Annotated in this window: 23 protein-coding genes and 1 other RNA gene; 3 read left to right on the top strand and 21 right to left on the bottom strand. The window is 65.0% G+C overall.

Going from position 1 to position 25273, the window contains the following annotated elements; all coding sequences use genetic code 11:
- Positions 1-56: 56 nt before the first annotated feature.
- The 4 genes from erpA to rplM all read right to left on the bottom strand — a co-directional run bounded on the left by erpA (position 57) and on the right by rplM (position 2109).
- A complete protein-coding gene (gene erpA / locus AC5WJ1_RS02195) occupies positions 57-425 on the bottom strand; it encodes an iron-sulfur cluster insertion protein ErpA (RefSeq protein WP_010813904.1) in 369 nt (122 codons plus the stop codon).
- Positions 426-526: 101 nt separating this feature from the next.
- Positions 527-1024 carry a bactofilin family protein gene (locus tag AC5WJ1_RS02190; RefSeq protein ID WP_133093724.1) on the bottom strand — a complete coding sequence of 166 codons (498 nt, stop codon included), beginning with the start codon at positions 1022-1024 and terminating at the stop codon, positions 527-529.
- Between the two features lie 251 nt (positions 1025-1275).
- Positions 1276-1668 carry a 30S ribosomal protein S9 gene (gene rpsI, locus AC5WJ1_RS02185; RefSeq protein WP_018312775.1) on the bottom strand — a complete coding sequence of 131 codons (393 nt, stop codon included), beginning with the start codon at positions 1666-1668 and terminating at the stop codon, positions 1276-1278.
- Between the two features lie 12 nt (positions 1669-1680).
- The gene (gene rplM / locus AC5WJ1_RS02180; RefSeq protein WP_010813907.1) at positions 1681-2109 is read right to left on the bottom strand and encodes a 50S ribosomal protein L13; all 429 of its coding nucleotides are present in this window, start codon (positions 2107-2109) and stop codon (positions 1681-1683) included.
- 708 nt (positions 2110-2817) lie between these two features.
- Here rplM and AC5WJ1_RS02175 point away from each other — a divergent pair.
- Positions 2818-3240 (top strand): OsmC family protein, encoded by a 423-nt coding sequence (locus AC5WJ1_RS02175; RefSeq protein WP_133093723.1) that lies wholly within the window; start codon positions 2818-2820, stop codon positions 3238-3240.
- 54 nt (positions 3241-3294) lie between these two features.
- Here AC5WJ1_RS02175 and rnpB read toward each other — a convergent pair.
- From rnpB to AC5WJ1_RS02150, 5 genes are all read right to left on the bottom strand, one after another.
- An RNA gene (gene rnpB, locus AC5WJ1_RS02170) (RNase P RNA component class A) lies at positions 3295-3635 on the bottom strand.
- Between the two features lie 23 nt (positions 3636-3658).
- Entirely contained in the window at positions 3659-4498 is an 840-nt protein-coding gene (locus AC5WJ1_RS02165; RefSeq protein WP_135704452.1) for a DUF3025 domain-containing protein, read from the bottom strand.
- Between the two features lie 11 nt (positions 4499-4509).
- Positions 4510-5544, bottom strand: a complete 1035-nt coding sequence (gene pyrC / locus AC5WJ1_RS02160) for a dihydroorotase (protein ID WP_135704451.1) — start codon at positions 5542-5544, stop codon at positions 4510-4512.
- 49 nt (positions 5545-5593) lie between these two features.
- A complete protein-coding gene (locus tag AC5WJ1_RS02155; protein WP_135704449.1) occupies positions 5594-6901 on the bottom strand; it encodes a glycerate kinase type-2 family protein in 1308 nt (435 codons plus the stop codon).
- Positions 6898-7971, bottom strand: a complete 1074-nt coding sequence (locus tag AC5WJ1_RS02150; protein WP_494476349.1) for a tartrate dehydrogenase — start codon at positions 7969-7971, stop codon at positions 6898-6900. The genes AC5WJ1_RS02155 and AC5WJ1_RS02150 overlap by 4 nt, the downstream gene beginning before the upstream one ends.
- Positions 7972-8128: 157 nt before the next feature.
- Between AC5WJ1_RS02150 and AC5WJ1_RS02145 the strand changes: the two genes are divergently transcribed.
- On the top strand, positions 8129-8959 hold the full coding sequence (locus tag AC5WJ1_RS02145) for a class II glutamine amidotransferase (protein ID WP_135704445.1): 831 nt from the start codon (positions 8129-8131) through the stop codon (positions 8957-8959).
- A 62-nt stretch (positions 8960-9021) separates the two neighbouring features.
- Here AC5WJ1_RS02145 and AC5WJ1_RS02140 read toward each other — a convergent pair whose 3' ends face one another.
- From AC5WJ1_RS02140 to AC5WJ1_RS02105, 8 genes are all read right to left on the bottom strand, one after another.
- Positions 9022-10338 carry an IS4 family transposase gene (locus tag AC5WJ1_RS02140; RefSeq protein WP_135704128.1) on the bottom strand — a complete coding sequence of 439 codons (1317 nt, stop codon included), beginning with the start codon at positions 10336-10338 and terminating at the stop codon, positions 9022-9024.
- 123 nt (positions 10339-10461) lie between these two features.
- Positions 10462-11196: an amino acid ABC transporter ATP-binding protein gene (locus AC5WJ1_RS02135; protein WP_029048544.1), complete on the bottom strand. Its 735-nt coding sequence runs from the start codon at positions 11194-11196 to the stop codon at positions 10462-10464.
- Positions 11193-11876: a glutamate/aspartate ABC transporter permease GltK gene (gltK, locus tag AC5WJ1_RS02130; RefSeq protein WP_133093718.1), complete on the bottom strand. Its 684-nt coding sequence runs from the start codon at positions 11874-11876 to the stop codon at positions 11193-11195. The genes AC5WJ1_RS02135 and gltK overlap by 4 nt, the downstream gene beginning before the upstream one ends.
- 9 nt (positions 11877-11885) lie before the next feature.
- Positions 11886-12614 carry an amino acid ABC transporter permease gene (locus tag AC5WJ1_RS02125; protein ID WP_133093717.1) on the bottom strand — a complete coding sequence of 243 codons (729 nt, stop codon included), beginning with the start codon at positions 12612-12614 and terminating at the stop codon, positions 11886-11888.
- Between the two features lie 63 nt (positions 12615-12677).
- A complete protein-coding gene (locus AC5WJ1_RS02120; protein WP_133093716.1) occupies positions 12678-13577 on the bottom strand; it encodes a glutamate/aspartate ABC transporter substrate-binding protein in 900 nt (299 codons plus the stop codon).
- 278 nt (positions 13578-13855) lie between these two features.
- Positions 13856-15163, bottom strand: coding sequence for a Glu/Leu/Phe/Val family dehydrogenase (locus tag AC5WJ1_RS02115; RefSeq protein ID WP_133093715.1), 1308 nt, complete (start codon positions 15161-15163; stop codon positions 13856-13858).
- 138 nt (positions 15164-15301) lie between these two features.
- Complete coding sequence (locus tag AC5WJ1_RS02110) at positions 15302-16249, bottom strand: LysR substrate-binding domain-containing protein (RefSeq protein ID WP_133093714.1); 948 nt, start codon at positions 16247-16249, stop codon at positions 15302-15304.
- Between the two features lie 75 nt (positions 16250-16324).
- Positions 16325-18226, bottom strand: coding sequence for an ABCB family ABC transporter ATP-binding protein/permease (locus tag AC5WJ1_RS02105; RefSeq protein ID WP_494476348.1), 1902 nt, complete (start codon positions 18224-18226; stop codon positions 16325-16327).
- A gap of 112 nt (positions 18227-18338) precedes the next feature.
- On the opposite strand from AC5WJ1_RS02105, the gene AC5WJ1_RS02100 reads away from it, so the two are divergent.
- On the top strand, positions 18339-18743 hold the full coding sequence (locus AC5WJ1_RS02100) for an acyl-CoA thioesterase (RefSeq protein ID WP_025583457.1): 405 nt from the start codon (positions 18339-18341) through the stop codon (positions 18741-18743).
- Between the two features lie 84 nt (positions 18744-18827).
- Here AC5WJ1_RS02100 and AC5WJ1_RS02095 read toward each other — a convergent pair whose 3' ends face one another.
- The 4 genes from AC5WJ1_RS02095 to AC5WJ1_RS02080 form a co-directional block, all read right to left on the bottom strand.
- Positions 18828-19604, bottom strand: a complete 777-nt coding sequence (locus AC5WJ1_RS02095) for an enoyl-CoA hydratase (protein WP_195430586.1) — start codon at positions 19602-19604, stop codon at positions 18828-18830.
- A gap of 30 nt (positions 19605-19634) precedes the next feature.
- Positions 19635-20834 (bottom strand): acetyl-CoA C-acyltransferase, encoded by a 1200-nt coding sequence (locus AC5WJ1_RS02090; RefSeq protein WP_434034027.1) that lies wholly within the window; start codon positions 20832-20834, stop codon positions 19635-19637.
- A 21-nt stretch (positions 20835-20855) separates the two neighbouring features.
- Positions 20856-23324, bottom strand: a complete 2469-nt coding sequence (locus tag AC5WJ1_RS02085) for a 3-hydroxyacyl-CoA dehydrogenase/enoyl-CoA hydratase family protein (RefSeq protein ID WP_494476347.1) — start codon at positions 23322-23324, stop codon at positions 20856-20858.
- A gap of 131 nt (positions 23325-23455) precedes the next feature.
- Positions 23456-25243, bottom strand: a complete 1788-nt coding sequence (locus AC5WJ1_RS02080; protein WP_434033194.1) for an acyl-CoA dehydrogenase C-terminal domain-containing protein — start codon at positions 25241-25243, stop codon at positions 23456-23458.
- Between the last annotated feature and the right edge of the window lie 30 nt (positions 25244-25273).

Genomic DNA, 25273 nt, shown 5'->3' with positions numbered 1-25273 from the left:
CGATCCCGAAACAAAAAAACGCACCCGAAGGTGCGTTTTTTTGGGGGCGGAACCGCTCAGACCGAGAACGACGAGCCGCAACCGCAGGTGGTCGAGGCATTCGGGTTCTTGATCACAAACTGGGCGCCGTTGATGTCTTCCTTGTAGTCGATCTCGGCGCCGACCAGGTACTGGTAGCTCATCGAGTCGATCAGCAGGGTGACGCCGTTCTTGACCATGGTGGTGTCGTCTTCGTTGACTTCCTCGTCGAAGGTAAAGCCGTACTGGAAGCCCGAGCAGCCGCCGCCCTGCACGAACACGCGCAGTTTCAGCTCGGCATTGCCCTCTTCCTCGATCAACTGCTTGACCTTGTCGGCGGCGCTGTCGGTAAAGACGAACGGTGCCGGCACGTCCTCGGTAACGGGTGCCTCTGCGACTGCGTTCATGGGGTGTTCTCCTGTTTAGATACGCCTGTATTCTAAGCGCTACTGGAAGATCGTGCCGAACCCCTTTGTTTTCAAGGGTTTCCGGACGTGCGGCAGGCCGCTCAGGCGGCCTTTTCGGTGGGACTGGCTGCGTCTGGCGGAGTTTCGTCGTCCGCAGCATCTGTTTCAGCCGTCTTTTCCGTCACTTCCGTTACGGCACCGCCATCGATCACGTTGGGCAACGCCTTGACTTCACCTGCCGCGCCCTGTGCCAGCGGCACCAGCCTCCCTTCGACCAGTGCTCCCTGGTGCATCTCCAGCGCCGCATAACGCACGTCTCCCAGCACGCGGGCCTGCGGCTGCAACTCCAGCAGGTCGGTCGCTTGCACCGGCCCCTTCACCGTGCCATTCAGCACCAGGTGGCCGACGCTGATCTCGCCTTCGACCATACCCTTCTCGCTGACCACCAGCATGCTTGCCTTGCCCGGCGCCGCGGTGACGTTGCCGCGCACACGCCCATCCAGCCGCAGGCCTCCGGCAAACACCAGGTCGCCGTCGATGGCGGTGTCTGCGCCGATCAGCGTATCGATCGAAAGGCCCTTCTTCTTCGAAAACAACATCGCTCACTCCTCTCTCGTTCGTACCGGGCCGCCGGGCCCGGGGCGCGTCGCCATGACAGACGGCTTGCCGATAGCGACAGGGCGTGATTGTATCCGCGTGCAGCGCATACCCCACAAAAGTCTGGCTCCACCCGCTATTTCGGCAGCCGGATGTGAATCCGCAGGGAACAGGCGAAAAAAAACCGCACGGCCAGCGTGCGGTTTTTCTGGATTTCGCGGCATCCGGCAGGGACCAGGACCGCGAAAACGCATCAGCGCTTCGAGAACTGCTTGCGACGACGCGCCTTGTGGAAGCCGACCTTCTTACGCTCGACTTCACGTGCATCGCGCGTGACGTAGCCAGCCTTCGACAGGGCCGACTTCAGGGTCGCGTCGTAGTCGATCAGGGCGCGGGTGATGCCGTGGCGCACTGCGCCGGCCTGGCCCGTTTCGCCACCGCCGGTCACGTTGACCTTGATGTCGAACGTTTCGCCGTGGGCGGTCAGTTCCAGGGGCTGGCGCACGATCATCAGCGAGGTTTCGCGAGCGAAATACTCTTTGATGGGCTTGCCGTTGACGACGATGTCGCCCTTGCCCGACTTGATGAAGACACGAGCCACAGCGCTCTTGCGGCGGCCAGTACCGTAATTCCAGTTACCGATCATGGATTGGCCTCCTTAGATTTCCAGCGCCTTGGGCTGCTGCGCTTCATGCGGATGCTCGGCTTCGGCGTAAACCTTCAGCTTCTTGATCATCGCGTAGCCCAGCGGACCCTTCGGCAGCATGCCCTTCACAGCCTTTTCCAGGGCACGGCCCGGGAAACGCTGCTGCATCTTGCCGAACGTCGTTTCGTAGATACCGCCCGGGTAACCCGAATGGCGATAGTACTTCTTGTCCGTTTCCTTGGTACCCGTGACACGCAGCTTGGCTGCATTGACGATGATGATGTAATCACCCGTGTCGACGTGCGGAGTGAATTCCGGCTTGTGCTTGCCGCGCAGACGGCGTGCCACTTCGCTGGCGACACGGCCGAGGACTTTGTCCGTCGCGTCAATCACGTACCAGTCGCGCTTTACCTCATGAGGCTTGGCGGAAAAGGTCTTCATGATTTTTCCTGACTATTAGTTCGTGCCCGAAATCCGACTCGCGAAGGCTTGTGCTCGCCCCTGCAAGTCTTGTGGCCCGCCCTGGGGACTGGCCGGATGCTGCTTCTCTTTCCCGCGGGCATGACGGAAAAGCCCACGATTATAATGGCGCGTCCCGGGCTGGCACAAGCAAAGACTGGGGTTTTCGTCAAGATCGTTGCCGCAAATCGACTACCCGAGCAGCGTGGGCCACTTCGATAGCAGGGGCGAAAAAAAACCCAAGCTGGTTTAGCTTGGGTTTGAATCCACCAAAGGAGGAGGGTGGAGGAGACACTTGGAGATCGACGGTGGGACCTGCGGGCGGTGCGGAGGGCTTGGCCGGGAGGCTTCGCTTTCGCACTCTGGCGCGCTGTCAGCGCCGTCGTTCAATGATTGAAATTATACATGGGGTTTTCCCGGATGCAAGGGAAATTTGTAGTGCGAAATACGATTTCGTATTGTGGTAAGAAAAAGCCTCTCCGCACACCCATAAAATCTTCTTAATATTCAAACACTTAACCAAAATTGCCAGTGTCGTCGAGTTGTCACATTAGAGGAAACCCTCAGATTTCCTAAGGATATCGGCAGCCGGCGGCCGAACTTGACGATGCCATATACTCAGAAATGCAAGATTCGGGGTCACGCGCTTGTGATCGCAATACCACAACAGAAACGACAGGAACGAACAAAATGGAATGCAAAGTAACTTGGATGGGCGTGGACGGCATGAGCTTCGTCGCCCAGACCGGCAGCGGCCATATCGTCGCGATGGACGGCGCTCCCGAGGGCGGTGGCCATAACCTTGCGCCGCGGCCGATGGAAATGGTGCTGGTCGGCACCGGCGGCTGCACGGCCTATGACGTGGTGCTGATCCTCAAGCGCGGCCGCCAGGAGGTGACCGGCTGCAGCGTGCAGCTTCAGGCCGACCGTGCCAGCGAGGACCCCAAGGTCTTCACCCGCATCAACTTCCATTTTGTGGTGACCGGCAAGAATCTCAACCCCGCCACGGTCGAGCGCGCCATCAAGCTGTCGCACGAGAAGTACTGCTCGGCGTCGATCATGCTGGCCAAGACGGCCGAGATCACGCACACGATGGAAATCGTCGAAGGCTGATGGAAGTTGGCCGGCCCGGTGTGCCGCGAAGGCGCCGGGTCATGCCGAAGACTGAAGCAAAGCAGGCCGATAAGCCGGATTCTGTGCGCACCGCCCGCCTTGCGGCCAGCGGCGCGTGACAACCATTCCTCTAGGCCGGCTGTTACCAGCCGGCTCCAGCTCCCTACCCGCAGACTCAGCGGGCCGCTTCATCGCCTGCCTATTTGGGATTGCTCCAGGTGGAGGTTACCGCGTTTCACCCTTGCCGCCGGGCGAACCCGGCGGCAAGACTCGTCTCTGTGGCCCTATTCCGCACGTTGCCGTGGATGGCTGTTAGCCAACACCCTGCCCTGTGGAGTCCGGACTTTCCTCCCCCTGCACCTTGCGGTACAGGCAGCGGTTGCCTGGCCTGCTTTGCGGGCCGCAGTCTAACACCGATTCAATCGGGTTGCCGGCGTAAATCCCGCATGCGCCCGGGCCGGAACACCGTGGTGTCGGCATAGAAATCAGGCGAGGCGTTGTCGTCACACCACCCCGGGATCCCCATGACAGGCAACGGAGCGAAGCAGCGGCCGCCGCGCAGCGTGCCGGCTGCGGCAGCGTCTTGCAGCGACAACGCCACCGCCTTGTCCAGCGCGCCATCCGCCACCAGCGGTAGCGTCCAGGCATGCGCGGTCACGGCTTTGTACGGCCGCACCAGCTTTTCCAGCAGTGCATGGCCGAACGGCACGACCCTGCAGGCGGCGGCCCACGCGTGCCGTTGGTCGACAAAGAGCTGCTGCCAGGCAAACCCTCGCAGCGCTTCGGCATGTTCGTCGTCTTCGCTCAGGAACAGCACCGCGTTCTCGTCGAACAGCGTGGCCGCGTCGCGTACGCCGCCGCGCGCGGTCCGTACACCTTCGCGCGCGATCACCGTGGCCTGGATCTGATTGAGCACGCGCTTGGCCTGGGGGAAATACAGCCAGACCAGGGCATTGAAGAAATCGTGGAGATTGTCGCGCGTCGGGACCTCGCCGGTGGCGTCGATATGCGCTTCGTAGGCGCTGCCCTCGGGCAAGGCCAGTTGCGGGACAAAGCGCAGCGGCAGGCCGCGCGCGTTCTGCAGGCCCATTGCGCCAGACTCTGCATCGAGCAGTGCCCGCAGGTCGGCCCCGCCCTGCACTGCCGCGGCCAGCGCCGCGCCGCGCGGGGCAAAGGGTTGGAACCATGGCCGGGACCAGTCGATCCCGGCCAGCGCGGCGGCGAAGGATTCGCCCGCCGCAGTTGCTCCGGCTGGCAATGCCGCAGCGGTCAGCGCGCTTTCCAGCGCAGTGTTTCACCACCGCGCAGCGGCACCAGCGTGGTGTCGCCGTACGGCAGTTCTGCCGGCAACTGCCAGTCTTCGCGCTCCAGCGTCAGCGTGCCGGTGTTGCGCGGCAGGCCGTAGAAGGCCGGGCCGTTGAAGCTGGCGAAGGCTTCCAGCTTGTCCAGCGCGCCGGCGGCGTCGAAGGCCTCGGCATACAGCTCCATCGCATGCAGCGCGGTGTAGCAGCCGGCGCAGCCGCAGGCGTGCTCCTTCAGGCCGCGCGCGTGCGGCGCGCTGTCGGTGCCGAGGAAGAAGCGCGGGTTGCCGGAGGTGGCGGCCGCGACCAGCGCCTCGCGATGGGTTTCGCGCTTGAGCACCGGCAGGCAGTAATAGTGCGGGCGGATGCCGCCGGTGAAGATCGCGTTGCGGTTATACAGCAGGTGGTGGGCAGTAATGGTGGCGCCGACCGGGCCGCTGGCTTCCAGCACGTACTGGGCGGCGTCCTTGGTTGTGATGTGCTCGAACACTACTTTCAGTTCGGGCATGTCGCGGCGCAGCGGCGTCATCACCTGGTCGATGAACACGGCCTCGCGGTCGAAGATATCGATGGCCGGGTCGGTGACTTCGCCGTGCACCAGCAGCGGCAGGCCTTCGCGCTGCATCGCTTCCAGCGCGGCGTAGCAGCGGCGGATGTCGGTCACGCCGGCGTCACTGTTGGTGGTGGCGCCCGCCGGGTACAGCTTGACGCCGTGCACGAAGCCGCTGGCCTTGGCCGCGACGATTTCCTCGGGGCTGGTGTTGTCGGTCAGGTACAGCGTCATCAGCGGCTCGAACTGCATGCCGGCCGGCAGCGCCGCCAGGATGCGGGCGCGGTAGGCCTGCGCCTGTTCCACCGTGGTCACGGGGGGCTTCAGGTTCGGCATGATGATCGCGCGCGCGAACTGGCGGGCGGTGTCGGGCAGTACGGCGGCGAGCGCCGCGCCATCGCGCAGGTGCAGGTGCCAGTCGTCCGGGCGGGTGATGGTGAGCTTCTGGGTCATGGCTTGCGTGGGCTCGCCGCGGGGGACGGCGGCGGGCACTTTTTCAGGATCAGAGAATCAGGATGGCGCGGTAATCGTTCACGTTGGTGCGCGTGGGTCCGGTGACAACCAGGTCGCCGATGGCATCGAACAGGCCCCAGGCGTCGTGCAGGTCGAGCTGGCGCTGGCCCGGCAGGCCGGCGGCTTCGGCACGAGCCAGCGTGGTCGGGTCGGCCAGCGCGCCGGCGTTGTCTTCCGAGCCATCGATGCCGTCGGTGTCGGCCGCGATCGCGTGCACGCCGGGCATGCCTGCCAGTTCGACCGCCAGCGACAGCAGAAACTCCGAGCAGCGCCCGCCGCGCGCCTTGCCCGCGCCGCCGCCGGCCGGCAAAGTGACCGTGCACTCACCTCCGGAAATCAGCGCCACGGGCGTGGCGAACGGCGCATTGTACGCGCGAATCTCGCGCACCAGCGCGGCATAGACCCGCGCCACTTCGCTCGCCTCACCCGTCACCGTGTCGCCCAGTACTACCGGCGTGATGCCCCGTTGGCGGAACAGCGCGGCAGCGGCTTCGAGGCTGCCGTGGGCGGTGGCGATCATGGCGTTGTCGACACGATCGAACAAGGGATCGCCAGGCTTGGGCGTCTCCGCCACTTCGCCACGCGCGCCGCGCTCCAGGTGCGACTGCACGCTGGCCGGCACCCGCGCGCCGTAGCGGCGCAGGATCTCCAGCGCGTCGTTGAAGGTGCTGGGATCGGCCACGGTCGGGCCCGAGGCGATCGCACTGGGATCGTCGCCCGCCACGTCCGAGACGATCAGCGTGGTCACCGGCGCCTGGCTGGCCTGCGCCAGCCGACCGCCCTGGATGCGCGAGATGTGCTTGCGCACGATGTTCATGTCGGTGATCGGCGCGCCACAGCGCAGCAATTCCCTGGTGGTCGCCTTCAGGTCGGCCATCGGGATACCCTCGGCCGGCAGCGACAGCAGGCTCGAGCCGCCGCCCGAGACCAGCACCAGCAGCCGGTCTTGCGGCGTCAGCGACTGCACCGCGGCCAGGATCTCCGCCGCGGCCTGCTCGCCCGACTCGTCCGGCACCGGGTGGCCGGCCTCGATCACGCGGATATGGCCGGTCGGCATGCCGTGCGCGTAGCGCGTGACCACCAGCCCTTCCAGGGTGGCCTTGCCGGCATAGGCGCGCTCGACCGCCGCGGCCATCGACGCCGCAGCCTTGCCCGCGCCCACCACCAGCGTGCGGCCACCGGCGTGCGGCGGCGGCAGGTGCTGCGCGACGATCTGCAGCGGATCGGCCGCCGCCACGGCGGCGTGGAAGGTCTCGAGCAGCAGTGCGCGGGCGTCCCCCGCGCACGCGGCGCTCACAGCGCCTCCGCGATGGCGCGGCCCAGGTCGGCCGTACCGGCCTTGCCGCCGATATCGCGCGTCAGCGGCGCGTGCTCCGGCCCGGCGGCCAGCACCTTCTCGATCGCGCCCAGCACGGCGGCGCCGGCCTCGTCATGGCCGAGGTGTTCCAGCATCATGGCGCCGCACCAGATCTGGCCGATCGGGTTGGCCACGCCGCGCCCGGCGATGTCCGGGGCCGAGCCGTGCACCGGCTCGAACAGGCTGGGGAAGGCCCGGTCGGGGTTGATATTGCCCGACGGCGCGATGCCGATGGTGCCGGTGCAGGCCGGTCCCAGGTCGGACAGGATGTCGCCGAACAGGTTGCTGGCGACCACCACGTCGAACCAGTCCGGATGCTGGACGAAATGGGCGGTCAGGATGTCGATGTGGTACTTGTCGACCTTCAGGCCGGGGTAGTTCGCAGCCATTGCCTCGACTCGCTCATCCCAGTACGGCATCGTGATCGAGATGCCGTTGGACTTGGTCGCCGATGTCAGGTGCTTTTTAGGCCGCTTCCGGGCCAGCTCGAAGGCAAACTTCAGGATACGGTCGACGCCGGTGCGGCTCATCACCGTTTCCTGCACCACGATCTCGCGCTCGGTGCCGGGGAACATGCGGCCACCGATGCTGGAGTACTCGCCCTCGGTGTTCTCGCGCACCACATAGAAATCGATGTCGCCGGGCTTGCGGCCCGCCAGCGGGCTCCTGATGCCGGGCATCAGCCGTACCGGGCGCAGGTTGACGTACTGGTCGAACGAACGGCGGAACTGCAGCAGCGAACCCCACAGCGAGACGTGGTCGGGCACCGCATCGGGCCAGCCGACCGCGCCGAAATAGATGGCGTCGTACTTGACCAGCGTGTCGAACCAGTCGTCAGGCAGCATCTTGCCGTGGCGGGCGTAGTAGTCGCAGCTGGAAAAATCGAAGTGATCCCACTGGAAGTCGATGCCGAAGCGGCGCGCCGCGGCGTCCATCACGCGTATGCCCTCGGGCATGACTTCCGTGCCGATTCCGTCTCCGGGAATCACGGCGATCTTGTATTGGCTCATCGTTCTCGGGATTGCTGGCAGGTATGGTGGCGCCATGGCTGGCGTCATTGGCACCGTACTGGAGCGCCCGCGGGTTGCTTGGCAGCGGCCCGGGCGCGCGGGATAATGTCTGCATTCTATTGCAAAGCGGCAGCCCGCTGCCGACCGGTGCCCCGATATGTGCCAGTTGCTAGGCATGAACTGCGCCACGCCGACCGACGTGACGTTCTCCTTCACCGGCTTCGCCGCCCGCGGCGGCGTGACCGACCACCACGCCGACGGCTTCGGTGTTGCCTTCTTTGAAGACAAGGCCTGCCGCCTGTTCATCGACAACCAGTCCGCCGGCACCTCGCCGGTGGCCGACCTGATCAAGCGCTACCCGATCAAGTCCAAGAACGTCATCTCGCATATCCGCAAGGCGACGCAGGGCACGGTGCTGCTGGAGAACTGCCACCCGTTCATGCGCGAGCTATGGGGCCGGCACTGGATCTTTGCCCACAACGGCGACCTGCTGAACTTTTCCCCGTTCCTGTCGGGCGTGTACCAGCCGGTGGGCGATACCGACAGCGAACTGGCCTTCTGCACGCTGATGCAGGGCCTGCGCAAGCGCTTCCCGGGCTCGCAACCGCCGCTGAATGAACTGGGCCATGCGCTGGCCGACATCACACGCGATATCACGCTGCATGGCGTGTTCAATTTCCTGCTGAGCAACGGCCAGGCCCTGTTTGCCCACTGCTCTACCCGCCTGTACTACATCGTGCGGGAGTGGCCGTTCTCGACCGCGCACCTGATCGATGCGGACCTGTCGATCGACTTTGCCCAGGTGACCACGCCCGACGACCGCGTTGCCGTGATCGCCACCGCCCCGCTGACCGACAACGAGAACTGGACCCAGTTCGCCCCGGGCGAGCTGATCATGTTCGAGCACGGGCGTCCGGTGATGACACTGACCGTGCCGATCCCGCCCGAAGTCCAGGCCAAGAACGCCGCCAATACAGCCTGTACCTGAGCGGCCTGCACCTGAGCCATCCGGCACACAAATGAAAAAGGGACGCCAAGGCGTAATGCCGTTCAGTTAAGGTCCTTTCTGAGGAACCGGACGGTGTAGCGCTTAGGCAGGGCTTTGACTTCACGGGGGCACTTACGCCCCCGTCGCTTTTGGACGATCGCCAACTGAAGTTTGGCGCGCATGCGCTGCAGGTGGGCCGGCAGCTTGCCTGGGGCCATGCCGGCTGCCCAGATCAACTCGCCCTGTATCAGGCGCAAGGCCAGCACAAAGCTCAAGTCGGTGGGCTCGGCGCGGGCCTCGAGCGCAGCCTTGGCCATCTCCAGACGCACCAGGTTGTACGCAATCAGTGCCCCCCAGATTTCCTGATGCACGCCCTCAGGCTGGCGGCTGCGCAAGGTCAGTTCGGCCCCGAGCATCGTCTGCTTCAGTTCTCGATAGCTGGTTTCGATTTCCCAACGGCGCTTGTAGCACCCAATGATGTCGGCTGCCTTGAAGCGCCGACGGTCTGTCAACGAGGTCAACAGGACGCGGTCTGAGTCCTCGTCCCGGATCGCGCGAGCTGTCCAAGTCTCTGGCAAGGCAGGATTCTTGCGGCGAGCCTGAGGCGAGACCTTCATCTGGACGATGCCATCGCCCTCGTTGCCTGAGAGCAACTCCCACTGCAGATTCTTCTTAGCGGGGATCAGGAAGTGGCGCTCGCTGCCGCCCATGCGCAAGCCCCACAGGATCTCTGCGGCCAGAAAGCCCTTGTCAAAGATCGTCAACGAATGATCCGGGATCCGCTCAATGAGCTCCTTGGCATAGAGCATCTCGTTGCGCCCATAGCAGCCAAAGGCGATATCGGCAACAAGATGGGTGGGAACAGCCGTGAGCGAGACCCCGCGGACTTGTGGATAGCTGGCGACCTTGCCGCTGGCGTAGCTCTGCGCGCCAAAGTGGAGGCGATTCTCAGGGCTATCGGCAGTGCGGAAGGTGGTCCCATCCATGGCGTAAAGCGCCAAGCCCTTCCATTTGTAGTGCGCAGCATCCTGAGCCACCCACGCCCGTGCGGTCTGCTCGAACAGCCACAACAGAGGCTTGTCTCCAAGCCGCTCGCGGGCTTGGGCGATCCCGCTCTTGCTGACACAGGCGTTGGCATCGTTGGGCAGTGCCAGGTCCAGCGTCTCCAGCACATCGGGAATCGATTGGTGCCGATAGAGCGCCAGCGCGATGACCAGCCAGACCACCTGCTCTGCTGGCAGTCGGCGCCGGCGAACGGACGCTGTCCCCGAGGCTGCCAGCGCTTGCTCAATCCAAGCCATCGGCAGGTGCTCGCTGAGCCGGGCAAAACTGGCCGGCTCACTAAGCTCAAGGGTGGCGTGGACTTGTTCCGATAGCATCGGAACGGCAAGTTAACAGCTCGACACCTTGTTTACAACCCCTGCAAAGAAAAATGCCGTTCAGACTTAACTGAACGGCATTAGACGCCAAGGCGTCCCTTTTTCATATGGCTGACAGTCCGCTCAGTGATGCAGGATCTTCGACAGGAACTGCCGCGCACGCTCCGAACGGGCTTCGATATTGCCGAAGAACTCCTCCTTGTCGGCGTCTTCGACGATCTTGCCCTGGTCCATGAAGATCACGCGGTTGGCCACCTTGCGCGCGAAACCCATTTCGTGGGTCACGCACATCATGGTCATGCCTTCCTGCGCCAGCTGCACCATCACGTCCAGCACTTCGTTGACCATCTCGGGGTCCAGCGCCGAGGTAGGTTCGTCGAACAGCATGCAGATCGGATCCATCGACAGCGCGCGCGCGATCGCCACGCGCTGCTGCTGGCCGCCCGACAGCTGGCCGGGGTACTTCTCAGCCTGGCTCTTCAGGCCCACGCGCTCGAGGTACTTCAGGCCCTTGGCCATCGCCTCGTCCTTCGAACGGCCAAGCACCTTCATCTGCGCGATGGTCAGGTTCTCGGTGATCGACAGGTGCGGGAACAGCTCGAAGTTCTGGAACACCATGCCCACGCGCGAACGCAGCTTGGGCAGGTTGGTCTTGGGATTGCCCACCGAGGTACCGTCGACCAGGATGTCGCCCTTCTGGAATGGCTCCAGCGCGTTGACGGTCTTGATCAGCGTGGACTTGCCCGAGCCCGACGGGCCGCACACCACCACCACTTCACCCTTGGCAACCTTGGTGGTGCAGTCGGTCAGCACCTGGAAGGAGCCGTACCACTTGGAAACATTGTTGATTTCGATCATACAGCCACCTTTTTCTGGTAACGCTTGACCAGCAGCGAAGCGGAGAAACAAATGATGAAGTACACCAGGCCGGCAAACAGCAGCAGCTCGACGATACGCCCGTCGCGCTCGCCGATGCCGTAGGCCTGGCCGAAGAAGTCAGCCAGCGCGCTCACGTACACCAGCGACGTATCCTGGAACAGGATGATGCCCTGGGTCAGCAGCAGCGGCACCATGTTGCGGAACGCCTGCGGCAGGATCACAAGCCGCATCGACTGCCCGTAGGTCATGCCCAGCGCCTGCGCCGCGAACATCTGCCCGCGCGACACGCTCTGGATCCCCGCGCGGATGATCTCTGAGTAGTATGCCGCCTCGAACAGCGCGAACGCCACCAGCGCCGAGGTCATGCGCAGGTCGGTCGCTGGCGACAGGTTGAAGATGCCCTGCAGCACCTGCGGGATGATCAGGAAGAACCACAACAGCACCATCACCAGCGGGATGGAGCGGAAGATGGTCACATACCCCTGTGCGAACCAGTTCAGCAGCCGGAATGACGACAGCCGCATCATCGCCAGGATGGTGCCCCAGATGATGCCCACTACCACCGCGGTGACGGTGATCTTGAGCGAGACCATCATGCCCTCGCCCAGCACGTGCAGCGTGCTCGGGTTGATCGAGGTGAAATCGAAGGAATAAGCCATGGCGCCCCCTTACTTGCCGCCGATGAAGCCGGGCACGCGCGTGCGGGCCTCGACCCAGCGCATCAGCAGCATCACCGTGACGTTGATCAGCGCGTACATCAGCGTGACCGCGATGAACGATTCATACGGGCGCGCGGTGTAGTCCACCAGCTGGCGCCCCTGCGCGGCCAGTTCCAGCAGGCCGATGGTCGATGCCACCGCCGAGTTCTTGAAGATATTCAGGAATTCGGAGGTCAGCGGCGGCACGATCACGCGGAACGCCATCGGCAGCAGCACGTGGCGGTACGTCTGCGGCAGCGTGAAGCCCATCGCCAGGCCCGCGTTCTTCTGCCCGCGCGCCAGCGAGTTGATGCCCGAGCGCACCTGCTCGCACACCCGCGCGGCGGTGAAGGTGCCCAGGCACAGCATCGCGGCCAGGAACTGCTGCGCGAAGGGGTTCATCTGCTTGATCGCCTCGCCGCCGGGCAGCAGCTCGGGCATAACGAAATACCAGATGAACAGCTGCACCAGCAGCGGGATGTTGCGGAAGATCTCGACGTAGGTGGCGGCAAAACCCGACAGCCACTTGTTGGGCGCGGTGCGCAGCACGCCAAGCACCGAGCCGATGGCCAGGGCAATGACCCAGGACGAAAGCCCCAGCGCGAGCGTGACCTTGAGACCCGAGATCATCCAGTCCAGGTAGGTCTCGTTCTGGGCGGCCTGTTCGAGGAAAACTCCCCAATGCCAGTTGTAGTTCATGTTGCGTCCTCAAAAAGAAACGGAAGGACATGCCTTCCGTTTCGCACTGCTGTCCCGATCAGATCAGTCCAGCGCCTTGTCGTTCGGCGCCTTGATCAGGGCCTTCATGTCGTCGGACAGCGGGAAGTCCAGGTTCAGGCCCTTGGGCGGAACCGGTTGCATGAACCACTTGGTGTACAGCGTGTTGACCGAACCGTCCTTCATCATGCCGGAGATCACGGTGTCGGACAGCTTCTTGAACTGCGGGTCGTCCTTGCGGATCATGCAGCCATACGACTCGCGCGACTGCGCCTTGCCCACCACGATCCAGTCGGCCGGGTTCTTGGCCTTGGCGCGCTCGCCATACAGCAGCGCGTCGTCCATCATGAATGCCACCGCGCGGCCCGATTCCAGCGTCAGGAACGACTGGCCGTGGTCCTTGGTGCTGATGATGTTCAGGCCCAGCTTCTGGTCGTCGTTCATCTTGCGCAGCAGGCGCTCCGACGTGGTGCCGGCGGTGGTGACGACGTTCTTGCCCTTCAGGTCGGCCCAGTCCTTGATGCCGGCATCCTTCTTCACCATGATGCGCGTGCCGATGATGAAGATGGAGTTGGTGAAGGCGACCTGCTTCTGGCGTTCCAGGTTGTTGGTGGTCGAACCGCACTCCATGTCGATGGTGCCGTTCTGCAGCAGCGGGATGCGGTTCTGCGAGGTGATCGGGATTTCCTTGACCTGCAGGTTCGGCAGCTTCAGCTGGTCCTTGATGGCTTCCACGATCTTCATATTGATATCGTAGGAATAGCCGACCTGGCGCACGCCGCCCAGGTTGTAATTAAACGGAATCGACGACTCGCGCACGCCAAGCGTAATCACGCCGGTATCTTTGATCTTCTTCAGCGTGCCCGTCAGTTGTTCGGCTGCCTGGGCCGTTCCGCACATCACGCCGGCGGCAATCATCAGGGAAGCCAACTTGGCAAAATTCATAACATCTCCTTGACCATAGAAGAGAAAGCGGGATTCTAGAGACCAAACCCCCTCTGGTGAAACAGTATTGCGCAGCATCCGCCGCAATACAACTGGGTTTTCTCCTAGAACCCTTATTCAGGGCAATCGGTGCGCACGTCGTCTGGATACGACAACGCGGTCTCCGGCGCTTGCCGGAGACCGCGTCTGGCGGTCATGAACCTTGGGAACCGGATCGGTTGCTGCATCGCACCATGCCAGTGCCACGCGCCTCGTTCCGGTTCACCGGTGCCCTGCGATCAGGGATACAGGCCGCGCATTTCGCGCGCCTGCAGGATCCGCGAGCAGGCCACGATGAACGCCGCCGTGCGCAACGTTACCTTGTTGTCCTGCGCCACCTGCCAGATTGCGCGGAACGCCTCTTGCATGATTCGTACCAGGCGCTGGTTGATTTCCTCTTCGGTCCAGAAGAACGAGGAGAAATCCTGCACCCATTCGAAGTAGGAAACGGTCACCCCGCCGGCGTTGGCGATCACGTCCGGCGCCACCAGGATATTGCGCTCGCGCAGGATATCGTCGGCTTCCGGGGTGGTCGGGCCGTTGGCGCCCTCGATCACCAGGCGCGCCTTGATCAGCGGCGCGTTCCTGGCGGTGATCTGGCCTTCCAGCGCGGCCGGGATCAGGATGTCGCAGTCGACTTCCCAGAACTGCTCGGTACGCAGGACTTCGCCGCGGAAGCCCTCGATGGTGCCGCTGTGCGCCGCGTACTCCATCATCGCCGGCACGTCCAGGCCGGCCGGGTCGAACAGCGTGGTGCGGTGGTCCTGCACCGCCACCACCTTGGCGCCGGCCTCATGGAACAGCTTGGCGGCCACGGCGCCCACGTTGCCGAAGCCCTGCACGGCGACGCTCGCGCCCTTGATTTCCAGGCCGATATTGCGCGCGGCCTCCGAGCCCACCACGAACACACCGCGGCCGGTCGCCTCGTGGCGGCCCAGCGAGCCGCCCAGCGAGATCGGCTTGCCGGTCACCACGCCGGTGGAGGTGCTGCCCGAGTTCATCGAGTAGGTGTCCATCATCCATGCCATCACCTGGGCGTTGGTGTTGACGTCCGGCGCCGGGATGTCCTTGCTCGGCCCGATGATGATGTTGATTTCGCTGGTGTAGCGGCGCGTCAGGCGCTCCAGCTCGGCGTGCGACAGCGTGCGCGGGTCGACGCGGATGCCACCCTTGGCACCGCCGTAGGGCACGTTCACCGCGGCGTTCTTCACCGACATCCATGCCGACAGCGCCATCACTTCCGACAGCGTCACGTCCTGGTGGAAACGCACGCCGCCCTTGCCCGGGCCGCGCGACAGGTTGTGCTGTACGCGATAGCCCTCGAAGTGGGCGATGGTGCCATTGTCCAGCTCGATGGGAACGTCGACGACCAGCGCGCGCTTGGGGCGCTTCAGGGTTTCGACCCAGCGTGCCAGCGAGCCCAGGTAGGGCGTGACACGGTCGACTTGCTGCAGGTAGATGCCCCAGGGGCCGAGGTTGTCGGCGTTGAGGTAGGACGGGAGTGCGTGCTTTTGGCCAGCAATGTTGGTCGGTGCTGCGGAGGACATCGGATGATTCCGGGGTGGAGGATGGCCGCAAGCTTAGGCTTGGCGGCCCGCCGGAATCCAATGCCGTTTGCTCATCCGGTTATGCAAGACTCGCATAACCTTTGAGGATGACTTGTCAACGTTGTGTTCCGGTGCGTGTCAGCCTTCCGACAAGGTCGACCACACCTGGTCCACCAGCTGCCGCTTGCGCCGTGCCCCCGCACCGCGCCGCTCGCCGCCGTTCTCCCCGGGTTTCTCGCGATACAAGCGTATCTCCATGTCGATCGACAACGGCAAGCCGCGCGCCGACTCCGCCCGCACCAGCTTGCCCTGCGCCACCTCCTCGCGCACCGCGCTCTCCGGCAGGAACGCCATGCCGTGGCCGGACAGCGCCATGACCTTGAGCGCCTCGGCCATGTCGGTCTCGTAGCATTTGTCGAGCTTGAGCGCTTCGGCGGTATCCGACAGCAGCAGGTCGACCATGCGCCCGAGGAAGGCATTGGGGGTGTAGCTCAGGAACGGCACCGGTTTCTTGTCGGTCCCGGGCAGCCGGAACTGCGGCTTGCCGGCGGCATCCGGCACACTGTACGGCGACAGCCGCTCGGTACCGAGCACCAGCATGTCGTACCGCGCCGGATCGAGCTGGATGGCCTGGCGCGCATGGTGGTAGACCATCACCAGGTCGCAGCCGCCCTCGACCAGCATCAGCACCGCATCATGGACGTTGAGCGCGCGCAGCCGGCACGGCAGCGTGCCGATCTTGCGTTCCAGCGCCTTGAGCCATTCCGGGAAGAACGTAAGCGACAGCGTATGCGGCACCGCGAACTCCAGCACCTGCGCGTTGGCCGAGCGCTGCCCGCGCATCAGCGCGCGCGTTTCGCTGACCTGCGCCAGCATGGCCAGCGCCTGCTCGTAGAACACCTTGCCGGCAGACGTCAGGCTGGTGGGGTAGCTGGAGCGGTCGATCAGTTCGGTCCCGACCCATGCCTCCAGCGACTGGATGCGCCGGGAGAAAGCGGGCTGCGTCACGTGGCGCAGCTCGGCCGAGCGCGAGAAGCTGTGCGTCTCGGCCAGGCTGACGAAGTCTTCAAGCCATTTGATTTCCATGACGCAGGATTATCCACCAGCGGCACGGGCGCCGTCACGTGGCTTCGCCGGCCTGCCGGCGCTACGCTTGCGTCGTTACGCGTCCTGCGTGGCGTCGCCCACGTCCACCGCAAGGGCGTCCGCGCTGCGCTCCGCCTCGCCACCCTTTGCCGCCGCGCGGGCCTGGATGTCCCACATCTCCGCATAGCGGCCGCGCGCGCGCATCAGTTCGGCATGCGTGCCGCGCTCGACCACGCGGCCGTGGTCCATCACCAGGATCTGGTCGGCATGCACCACGGTGGAAAGGCGGTGCGCGATCAGCAGCGTGGTGCGGTTCTGCGCCAGCCGCATCAGCTCGGCCTGGATCGCCTGCTCGGTGCGTGAATCGAGCGCGGAGGTGGCTTCATCGAAGACCAGTACCGGCGGATTCTTCAGCAGCGTGCGCGCGATCGCCACGCGCTGCTTCTCGCCGCCGGACAGCTTCAGGCCGCGCTCGCCTACCGGCGTGTCGTAGCCCTGCGGCAGCTCGCGGATAAAGGCATCGATCTGCGCTGCCTGCGCCGCGGCGATGACTTCCTCGCGCGTCGCATCCGGACGCCCGTAGGCGATGTTGTAATAGATGCTGTCGTTGAACAGCACCGTGTCCTGCGGCACGATGCCGATGGCGCGGCGCAGGCTGTCCTGTGTGATCGCGCGGATGTCCTGGCCGTCAATCTCGATCGCGCCGCTGTTGGCGTCATAGAAGCGGAACAGCAGCCGCGCCAGCGTCGACTTGCCCGAGCCGCTGTGGCCGACCACCGCGGTGGTGGTGCCTGCCGCGATATTGAAATCGACGCCGTCCAGGATCGTGCGGTCCGGCTCGTAGCCGAAGCGCACGTCGCGGAACCGCACCTGCGCGCCGTTGACCTTGAGCGGTTGCGCGCCGGGCGAATCCGCCACTTCCTGGTGCGTGCCCAGCAGCACGAACATCCGGTCCATGTCGGTGGTGGCCTGCTTGATCTCGCGGTAGATCACGCCGAGGAAGTTCAGCGGGATATAAAGCTGGATCATCAGCGTGTTGACCAGCACCAGGTCGCCCAGGGTCAGCTTGCCGTCGACCACGCCGACGGTGGCGCGCCACAGGATCAGGATCAGCCCCACGGCGATGATGACCTGCTGGCCGAAGTTCAGGAACGACAGCGAATTCTGCGAGCGGATCGCCGCGGCGCGGTAATTGAGCAGGTTCTCGTCGTAGCGCCGGGCTTCGTACTCCTCGTTGCCGAAGTACTTGACGGTCTCGAAGTTCAGCAGCGAATCGATCGCCTTCTGGTTGGCGCGCGAATCCAGCTCGTTCATCTTGCGGCGGAAGTGCGTGCGCCATTCCGTCACGACGATGGTGAAGACGATATAGCTGACCAGCGCGCAGCCGGTGATCGCCGCAAACCAGATGTCGTAGTGCAGGATGAAGAAGCCAATCACCAGCCCCATCTCCACCAGCGTGGGCAGGATGCTGTACAGCGAGTACGAGATCAGCGACTGGATGCCGCGCGTGCCGCGCTCGATGTCGCGGCTCATGCCGCCGGTCTGCCGGTCCAGGTGGAAGCGCAGCGACAGCGCATGCAGGTGGCGAAACACCTGCAGCGCGATCTCGCGCACGGCGCTCTGCGTGACCTTGGAAAAGAGGATCTCCCGCAACTCGGTGAACAGCGTCGCCGACAGCCGCAACATGCCGTAGGCGACGATCAGCCCGACCGGCACCACCAGCAGCGCGCGCGGGTCGCCCGCGGTGATATTCATGCTGTCGATCAGGCGCTTCATCAGCACCGGCACGCCCAGGTTGGCCACCTTGGCCGCCACCAGGCACGCGAGCGCCAGCATCACGCGCCACTTGTAGTGCCAGACATAGGGCAGCAGGTTGCGGACAGTCTGCCAGTCGCTGCGGGGGGCGCGCTGGCCGGGGAAGAGCTTGACCGAGGCAGGGTCGGGGGCCTGCTCGGCGGTCGTGGAATAGCGGCGCATACGTTAGAATCCGGGCCAATGCGCGATTGTCGCAGGAATCGCATTGCGCGGCAGGCGAAGGGTTTTTCGCCGCGGCCCGCGCCCCCCTTCAGAAGTCCACCCGCATACCGTCATGAACGCTCCCCATACCGTCCCCGCCCTGCCCGCCGGCAAGAACCCCGCGCTGCGCGTGGTGCCGATGCCTGCCGACGCCAACGTGCACGGCGACGTATTCGGCGGCTGGATCATGGCGCAGGTGGATATTGCGGGGTCGATCCCGGCGGTCGAACGCGCGCAAGGCCGTGTCGCGACCGTGGCGGTCAATTCCTTCCTGTTCAAGCACCCGGTGTTCGTCGGCGACCTGGTGAGTTTCTACGCCGATATCGTCAAGACCGGGCGTACCTCGATCACCGTTGCGGTGGAGGTCTATGCGCAGCGGATGCGGCATAGCAATGAGATCGTCAAGGTGACGGAGGCGACGTTGACGTATGTGGCGACGGATGAGTCGCGGCAGCCGCGGGTGTTGCCGACGGCTTGAAGGCAACGACCGTCGCGGGTTTTCTCCCCTCTCCCGCAAGCGGGAGGGGAGAAAGAATGGGGTAGAGGAAAGTCCCTCGGCCCCTCACTCGAACTTCGTAAAATCCGGCTTCCGCTTCTCAAAGAACGCGCTGAACGCCTCCTTCGCCTCCGGCGCCACCAGCATGCGCCGGAACACCTCGCCCTCGTCGGCCATCTGTTTTTCCACTTCGGCCACCGCGCCCGACTTCATCAAACGCTTGGTCTCGCGCAGCGACGAAGCCGGCAGCGCCGCCAGCTTGCGCGCCTGCTGCAGCGCGAAGTCGTGCAGTTCCGCCACGGGCAGCACGCGCGTCACCAGGCCGATGTCCAGCGCTTCCTGCGCGCTGAAGGCCTCGCCCAGCATCAGCTTCTCCGCGGCGCGCTGGTAGCCGACCAGGCGCGGCAGCAGCAGGCTCGAGGCCGCCTCGGGGCACAGTCCCAGCTGCACGAACGGCAGCGACAGCCTGGCTGTCTCCGACGCATAGACGAAGTCGCAATGCAGCAGCATGGTGGTGCCCACGCCGACCGCCGCGCCGCTGACCGCCGCAACGACAGGCTTGCTGGCATGGCTGATCTGGTACAGGAACTGGAACACCGGCGCCTGTTCCGCGCCCTCGCCTGCAGTCGGCGGGCGTTGCATGAAATCTTCCAGGTCATTGCCGGCGGTAAAGATCTCGGGCTTGCCGCGCAGCAGGATCACGCGCACATTGCGATCGGTCTCGGCCGCGCGCAGTGCGTCGGCCAGCGCCTGGTACATCGCCGCGGTGATGGCGTTTTTCTTGTCGATGCGGTCGAACTCGAGCGTCAGGATGCCCTGCTCGATGCGGGTAAGGATGCTCATGATCTCCTCGTTTTTTGGTGGCTGTGGCAATCAGACGCGCTCGAAGATCCCTGCGGCGCCCATGCCCGTGCCGACGCACATGGTTACCATGCCGTACTTCAGGTTATGGCGGCGCAGCGCATGCACCACCGTGGCGGAGCGGATCGCACCGGTGGCACCCAGCGGGTGGCCCAGCGCGATCGCGCCGCCCATGCGGTTGACCCTGGCGGGATCGAGATCCAGGTCGCGCATCACGGCCAGCGATTGCGCGGCGAACGCTTCGTTCAGCTCGATCCAGTCGATCTGGTCCTGCGTCAGGCCCGCCGCCTTCAGCGCGGCCGGGATCGCTTCCTTCGGGCCGATGCCCATGATCTCGGGCGGCACGCCGCGCACCGCGAACGAGACGAAGCGCGCCAGCGGCACCAGGTTGAACTGCTTGAGGATCTTCTCCGAAACCAGGATCAGCGCGCCGGCGCCGTCCGAGGTCTGCGAGCTGTTGCCGGCGGTGACGCTGCCCTTGTTGGCAAACACGGGGCGCAGCTTGCCGAGGCCTTCCAGCGTGGTGTCAGGACGCGGACCTTCGTCGAGCGAGATGGTCCGCGTCTTCACGCTGACCTGGCCGCTGGCGAGGTCGGGGAAGCGCTCGACGATCTCGATCGGCGTGATCTCGTCCTTGAACTCGCCGGCCTGCTGCGCCGCGATGGCCTTCTGGTGCGAAGCGAGCGAGAACGCATCCTGGTCCTCGCGGCTGACCTTCCACTGCTGCGCCACCTTCTCGGCGGTCAGGCCCATGCCATAGGCAATGCCCACGTTCTCGTCGCGCGTAAAGATGTCCGGCGACATCGACGGCGAGTTGCCCATCATCGGCACCATGCTCATCGACTCGATGCCGGCGGCGATCATCGCGTCGGACTCGCCCACGCGGATGCGGTCGGCCGCCATCGCCACGGCGCTCACACCCGAGGCGCAGAAGCGGTTCACGGTGATGCCGCCCACGGTATTGGGCAGGCCCGACAGCAGCGCGCCGATGCGGGCCACGTTCAGGCCCTGCTGCGCTTCGGGGATCGCGCAGCCGACGATGGCGTCCTCGATCAGCTTCGGGTCCAGGTCCGGCACCTGAGCCACCGCGGCCTTCAGGATGGTGGCCAGCAGGTCGTCCGGGCGCGTGTTCTTGAACGCGCCCTTGGGCGCCTTGCCGATCGGCGAGCGGGTGGCCGCAACGATATATGCGTCTTGCAGTTGTTTCATGATGTCCGTTCCTCGCTTGCCTGATTAGTTGCGCACCGGCTTGCCGGTCTGCAGCATGCCCATGATGCGCTCCTGCGTCTTGCCGGTTCCCAGCAGGTCGATGAAGGCCTTGCGCTCCAGCGTCAGCAGCCAGTCTTCGCTGACCAGCGAGCCGGCCTCGACATCGCCGCCGCACACCACGTCGGCAATGCGGGAGGCGATCAGGAAGTCATGCGCGGAGATAAAGCCGCCGTCGCGCATATTGACCAGCGATGCCTTGATGGTGGCGATGCCCGAGCGGCCAGCCACCGGCACCAGCGCCGGCAGCGGCGCGCGGTATCCGGCATCGGCCAGCGCGCGCACTTCATTCTGCGCCACGTGCAGCAGCTCGTGCACGTTGAAGACGATCCTGTCTGACGGCTGCAGGTAGCCCATCTGGCGCGCTTCCAGCGCCGATGCGGATACCTTGGCCATCGCCGCGCTCTGGAAGCGGCTGGTCAGGAATTGCAGGTAGTTGGTGCTGCCCGCTGCCTGGGCGGCGCGTGCTGCGGCCAGCGCAGCTTCCTTCAGGCCACCGCCGGCGGGCACCAGGCCCACGCCGACTTCGACCAGGCCGATGTACGTTTCCAGCGCAGCCACGCGTGCCGCCGAATGCAGCATCAGCTCGCAACCGCCGCCCAGCGCGATGCCGGACGCCGCCGACACCACCGGCACCGACGCGTACTTCACGCGCATCATGCCGTCCTGGAACTTCTTCACGAACGGCTCGATGCCCTTGGCGCCGCCCATCATGAAGGCCGGCATCGCCGCCTCCAGGTTGGCGCCCGCCGAGAACGGGCCGCCCGGCGCGCCGAGTTGCAGCGAAGTCGGCTGCCACACCACCAGGCCCTTGTACTGCGCTTCGGCGAGGTCGATGGCGCGGGTCAGGCCGTCGATCACGTCCGGGCCGATGGTGTTCATCTTGCTCTTGAACGAGACCACCAGCACGTCGTCCTGGCCTTCGCTGACCCAGATGCGCACGGCGTCGTTCTCCTCGACGGTGCGGCCCGCCTTGCGCGGATCGGCGGCGGCATCGCCCTTCAGCGCGGCACGGAACGCCTGGCGCTGGTACACCGGCAGCGTGCTGCGCGCGACGAACGACTGCGTCGCCGGCGACCACGAACCTTCGGCGGCATGCACGCCCTGGCGCTCGGCGACGGGGCCTTCAAAGACCCATGCCGGCAGCGGCGCGGCCGACAGCGCCTTGCCGCTTTCCACGTCTTCCTTCACCCACTCGGCCACCTGCTTCCAGCCGGCCGACTGCCAGTCCTCGAACGGCCCTGAGTTCCAGCCGAAGCCCCAGCGGATCGCCAGGTCGATATCGGCGGCCGAGCCGGCGATCTGCTCCAGGTACACGGCGATGTAGTGGAACACGTCGCGGAACACCGCCCACAGGAACTGCGCCTGCGGGTTGGTCGACTCGCGCAGCAGCCTGATGCGCTCGGCCGGTTCCTTCTTCAGCATGCGCACCACGATCTCGTCGGCCTTCTTGCCCGACTCGACATACTGGCCGGTCTTGGCGTCCAGCACCTTGATGGCCTTGCCTTCCTTCTTGTAGAAGCCGGCGCCGGTCTTCTGGCCCAGCGCGCCAGCATCGACCAGGCGCTTGAGCACGGCCGGCGTCTTGTACACCGGCGCGAACGGGTCGTCGTGCAAATTGTCCTGCATGGTCTTGATCACGTGCGCCATGGTGTCCAGGCCGACCACGTCCGCGGTACGGAAGGTGGCGGACTTGGCGCGGCCCAGCTTGGAGCCGGTCAGGTCGTCGACCACGTCGAACGGAATGCCGAATTTCTCGGCCTCGGCGAACACCGCCAGGATCGAAAAGATGCCGACGCGGTTGGCGATGAAGTTGGGCGTGTCCTTGGCGCGCACCACGCCCTTGCCGAGCGTGGTGGTCAGGAAGGCTTCCAGCTTGTCGAGGATCTCAGGCTGCGTGGTCGCGGTCGGGATCAGCTCGACCAGGTGCATGTAGCGCGGCGGGTTGAAGAAGTGGACGCCGCAGAAGCGCGACTTCAGGTTGTCCGCATTTTCCCCGCCTAACCCGTCGGACAGCGCGGTGATCGACAGGCCCGAGGTGTTGGTGGCGAAAATCGCATGCGAGGCCAGGTGCGGCGCGACCTTCTTGTACAGGTCATGCTTCCAGTCCATGCGCTCTGCGATCGCCTCGATCACCAGGTCGCACTCCTTGAGCAGCGCGATGTCGTCTTCGTAGTTGGCCGCCTGGATCAGGCCGGCTTCGTCCTTGATGCCCAGCGGCGCGGGCGACAGCTTCTTCAGGTTCTCGATGGCACGCAGGGCGATGCCGTTCTTCGCGACCGGGGAAGCGGACGGGGCCCCTCCCCCGTCCTTGTCCTTCGCGGGAAGGTCGAACAGCACCACGGGCACGCGCGCGTTGATCAGGTGGGCGGCGATCTGCGCCCCCATGACGCCGGCACCCAGCACGGCGACTTTCTTGACGATGAAATTGGACATGCTCGCTCCTGGATTAGTGAGCGTTGAGGTGAGAGTTTTTGCGGGCTCTTGCGTTGGCGGTCGGCGTTCTCTCCTCTCCCGCGAGCGGGAGAGGGGAGCAGACCGGCGGCATGGAAAGCCGCCTCAACGAATCAGAACAAATCCGCGTCCAGCGCCATCAGCGAAGCCGAACCCGCGCGCGCCTTGCGGATCTCGCCGGCGGTTTCAGGCAGCAGCTTGGCAAAGTAGAAGCGCGCCGTAGCCAGCTTGGCGGTGTAGAATCTGTCGCCGCTGGCTTCCTTCTCCAGCGCGATCTTGGCCATCCGCGCCCAGAAGTACGAGAACACCAGGTGGCCCACCACGCGCAGGTATGGCACCGCGGCAGCGCCTACCTCGTCGGCGTTGCCCATCGCCTTCATGCCGATTTCCATGGTCAGCTTCTGCACCTTGTCGCCCAGGTCGGCCAGCGGGTTGACGAACTCCTGCATGGCTTCGTTGGTGCCCTCTGCTTCCACGAACTCTTGCACGATCTTGCCGAAGGCCTTCATCTTGGCGCCCATGTCGCCCAGGATCTTGCGGCCCAGCAGGTCCAGCGACTGGATCGTGTTGGTGCCTTCGTAGATCATGTTGATGCGGGCGTCGCGCACGTATTGCTCCATGCCCCATTCGGAGATGTAGCCGTGGCCACCGAACACCTGCATGCCTTCGTTGGTCGAGGTGAAGGCGTTGTCGGTCAGGAAGGCCTTGATCACCGGCGTCAGCAGCGCGACCAGGTCGCCGGCCTGCTTGCGCACGGCTTCGTCCGGGTGCGACAGTTCGCGGTCGATCTGCAGCGCGGTCCAGTAGCTGAAGGCGCGACCGCCTTCGGCGTAGGCGCGCTGGGTCAGCAGCATGCGGCGCACGTCGGGGTGCACGATGATCGGGTCGGCGGCCTTTTCCGGCGCCTTCGGGCCGGTCAGCGCGCGCATCTGCAGGCGGTCCTTGGCGTAGGCGACCGAGTTCTGGTACGCCACCTCGGTCAGGCCCAGGCCCTGCGCGCCCACGCCCAGGCGCGCGGCGTTCATCATCACGAACATGGCGTTCAGGCCCTTGTTGGCCTCGCCCACCAGCCAGCCGCGCGCGCCGTCCAGGTTCATCACGCAGGTGGCGTTGCCGTGGATGCCCATCTTGTGCTCGATCGAGCCGCACTGGATGCCGTTGCGCTCGCCCGGGTTGCCGCTGGCATCGGGGATGAACTTGGGCACCACGAACAGCGAGATGCCCTTGGTGCCGCCGGGCGCGTCCGGCAGGCGGGCCAGCACCAGGTGGATGATGTTTTCGGCCAGGTCGTGCTCGCCGGCGGAGATGAAGATCTTGGTGCCGGTGATCAGGTAGGAGCCGTCGGCCTGCGGCTCGGCCCTGGTGCGCAGGATGCCCAGGTCGGTGCCGCAATGCGGCTCGGTCAGGCACATGGTGCCGGTCCAGACGCCGGACACCAGCTTGGGCAGGTAGGCCTGCTGCAACTCCGGCGTGCCGTGCGCATGCAGCGCCTCATAGGCGCCGTGCGACAGGCCCGGGTACATGGTCCACGCCTGGTTGGCCGAGTTCAGCATCTCGTAGACCACGTTGTTGACCACGATCGGCAGGCCCTGGCCACCGAAGGCCGGGTCGCACGCCAGCGCCGGCCAGCCGGCCTCGACGTACTGCTGGTAGGCCTCCTTGAAGCCGGTGGGGGCCTTGACCACGCCGTCGCCGACATAGGTGCAGCCCTCGCGGTCGCCCACCTGGTTGAGCGGGAACACCACGTCCGAGCAGAACTTGCCGGCTTCCTCGATGACCTGGTTGATGGTGTCCGCGTCGATGTCCGCGTGCGGCGGCATCGCCTTGAGTTCGGCTTCGGCGCCGAGCAGTTCATGGAGCACGAACTGCATGTCGCGCAACGGTGCGGTGTACTGGCCCATCAGAGACTCCTTGGAGTTATACGATGCCGC

The organism is Cupriavidus sp. MEYA8 (genome assembly GCF_059278825.1).
Note: the sequence above shows the minus strand (reverse complement) of the source record. Positions and strands in the feature narration are given on the sequence as shown.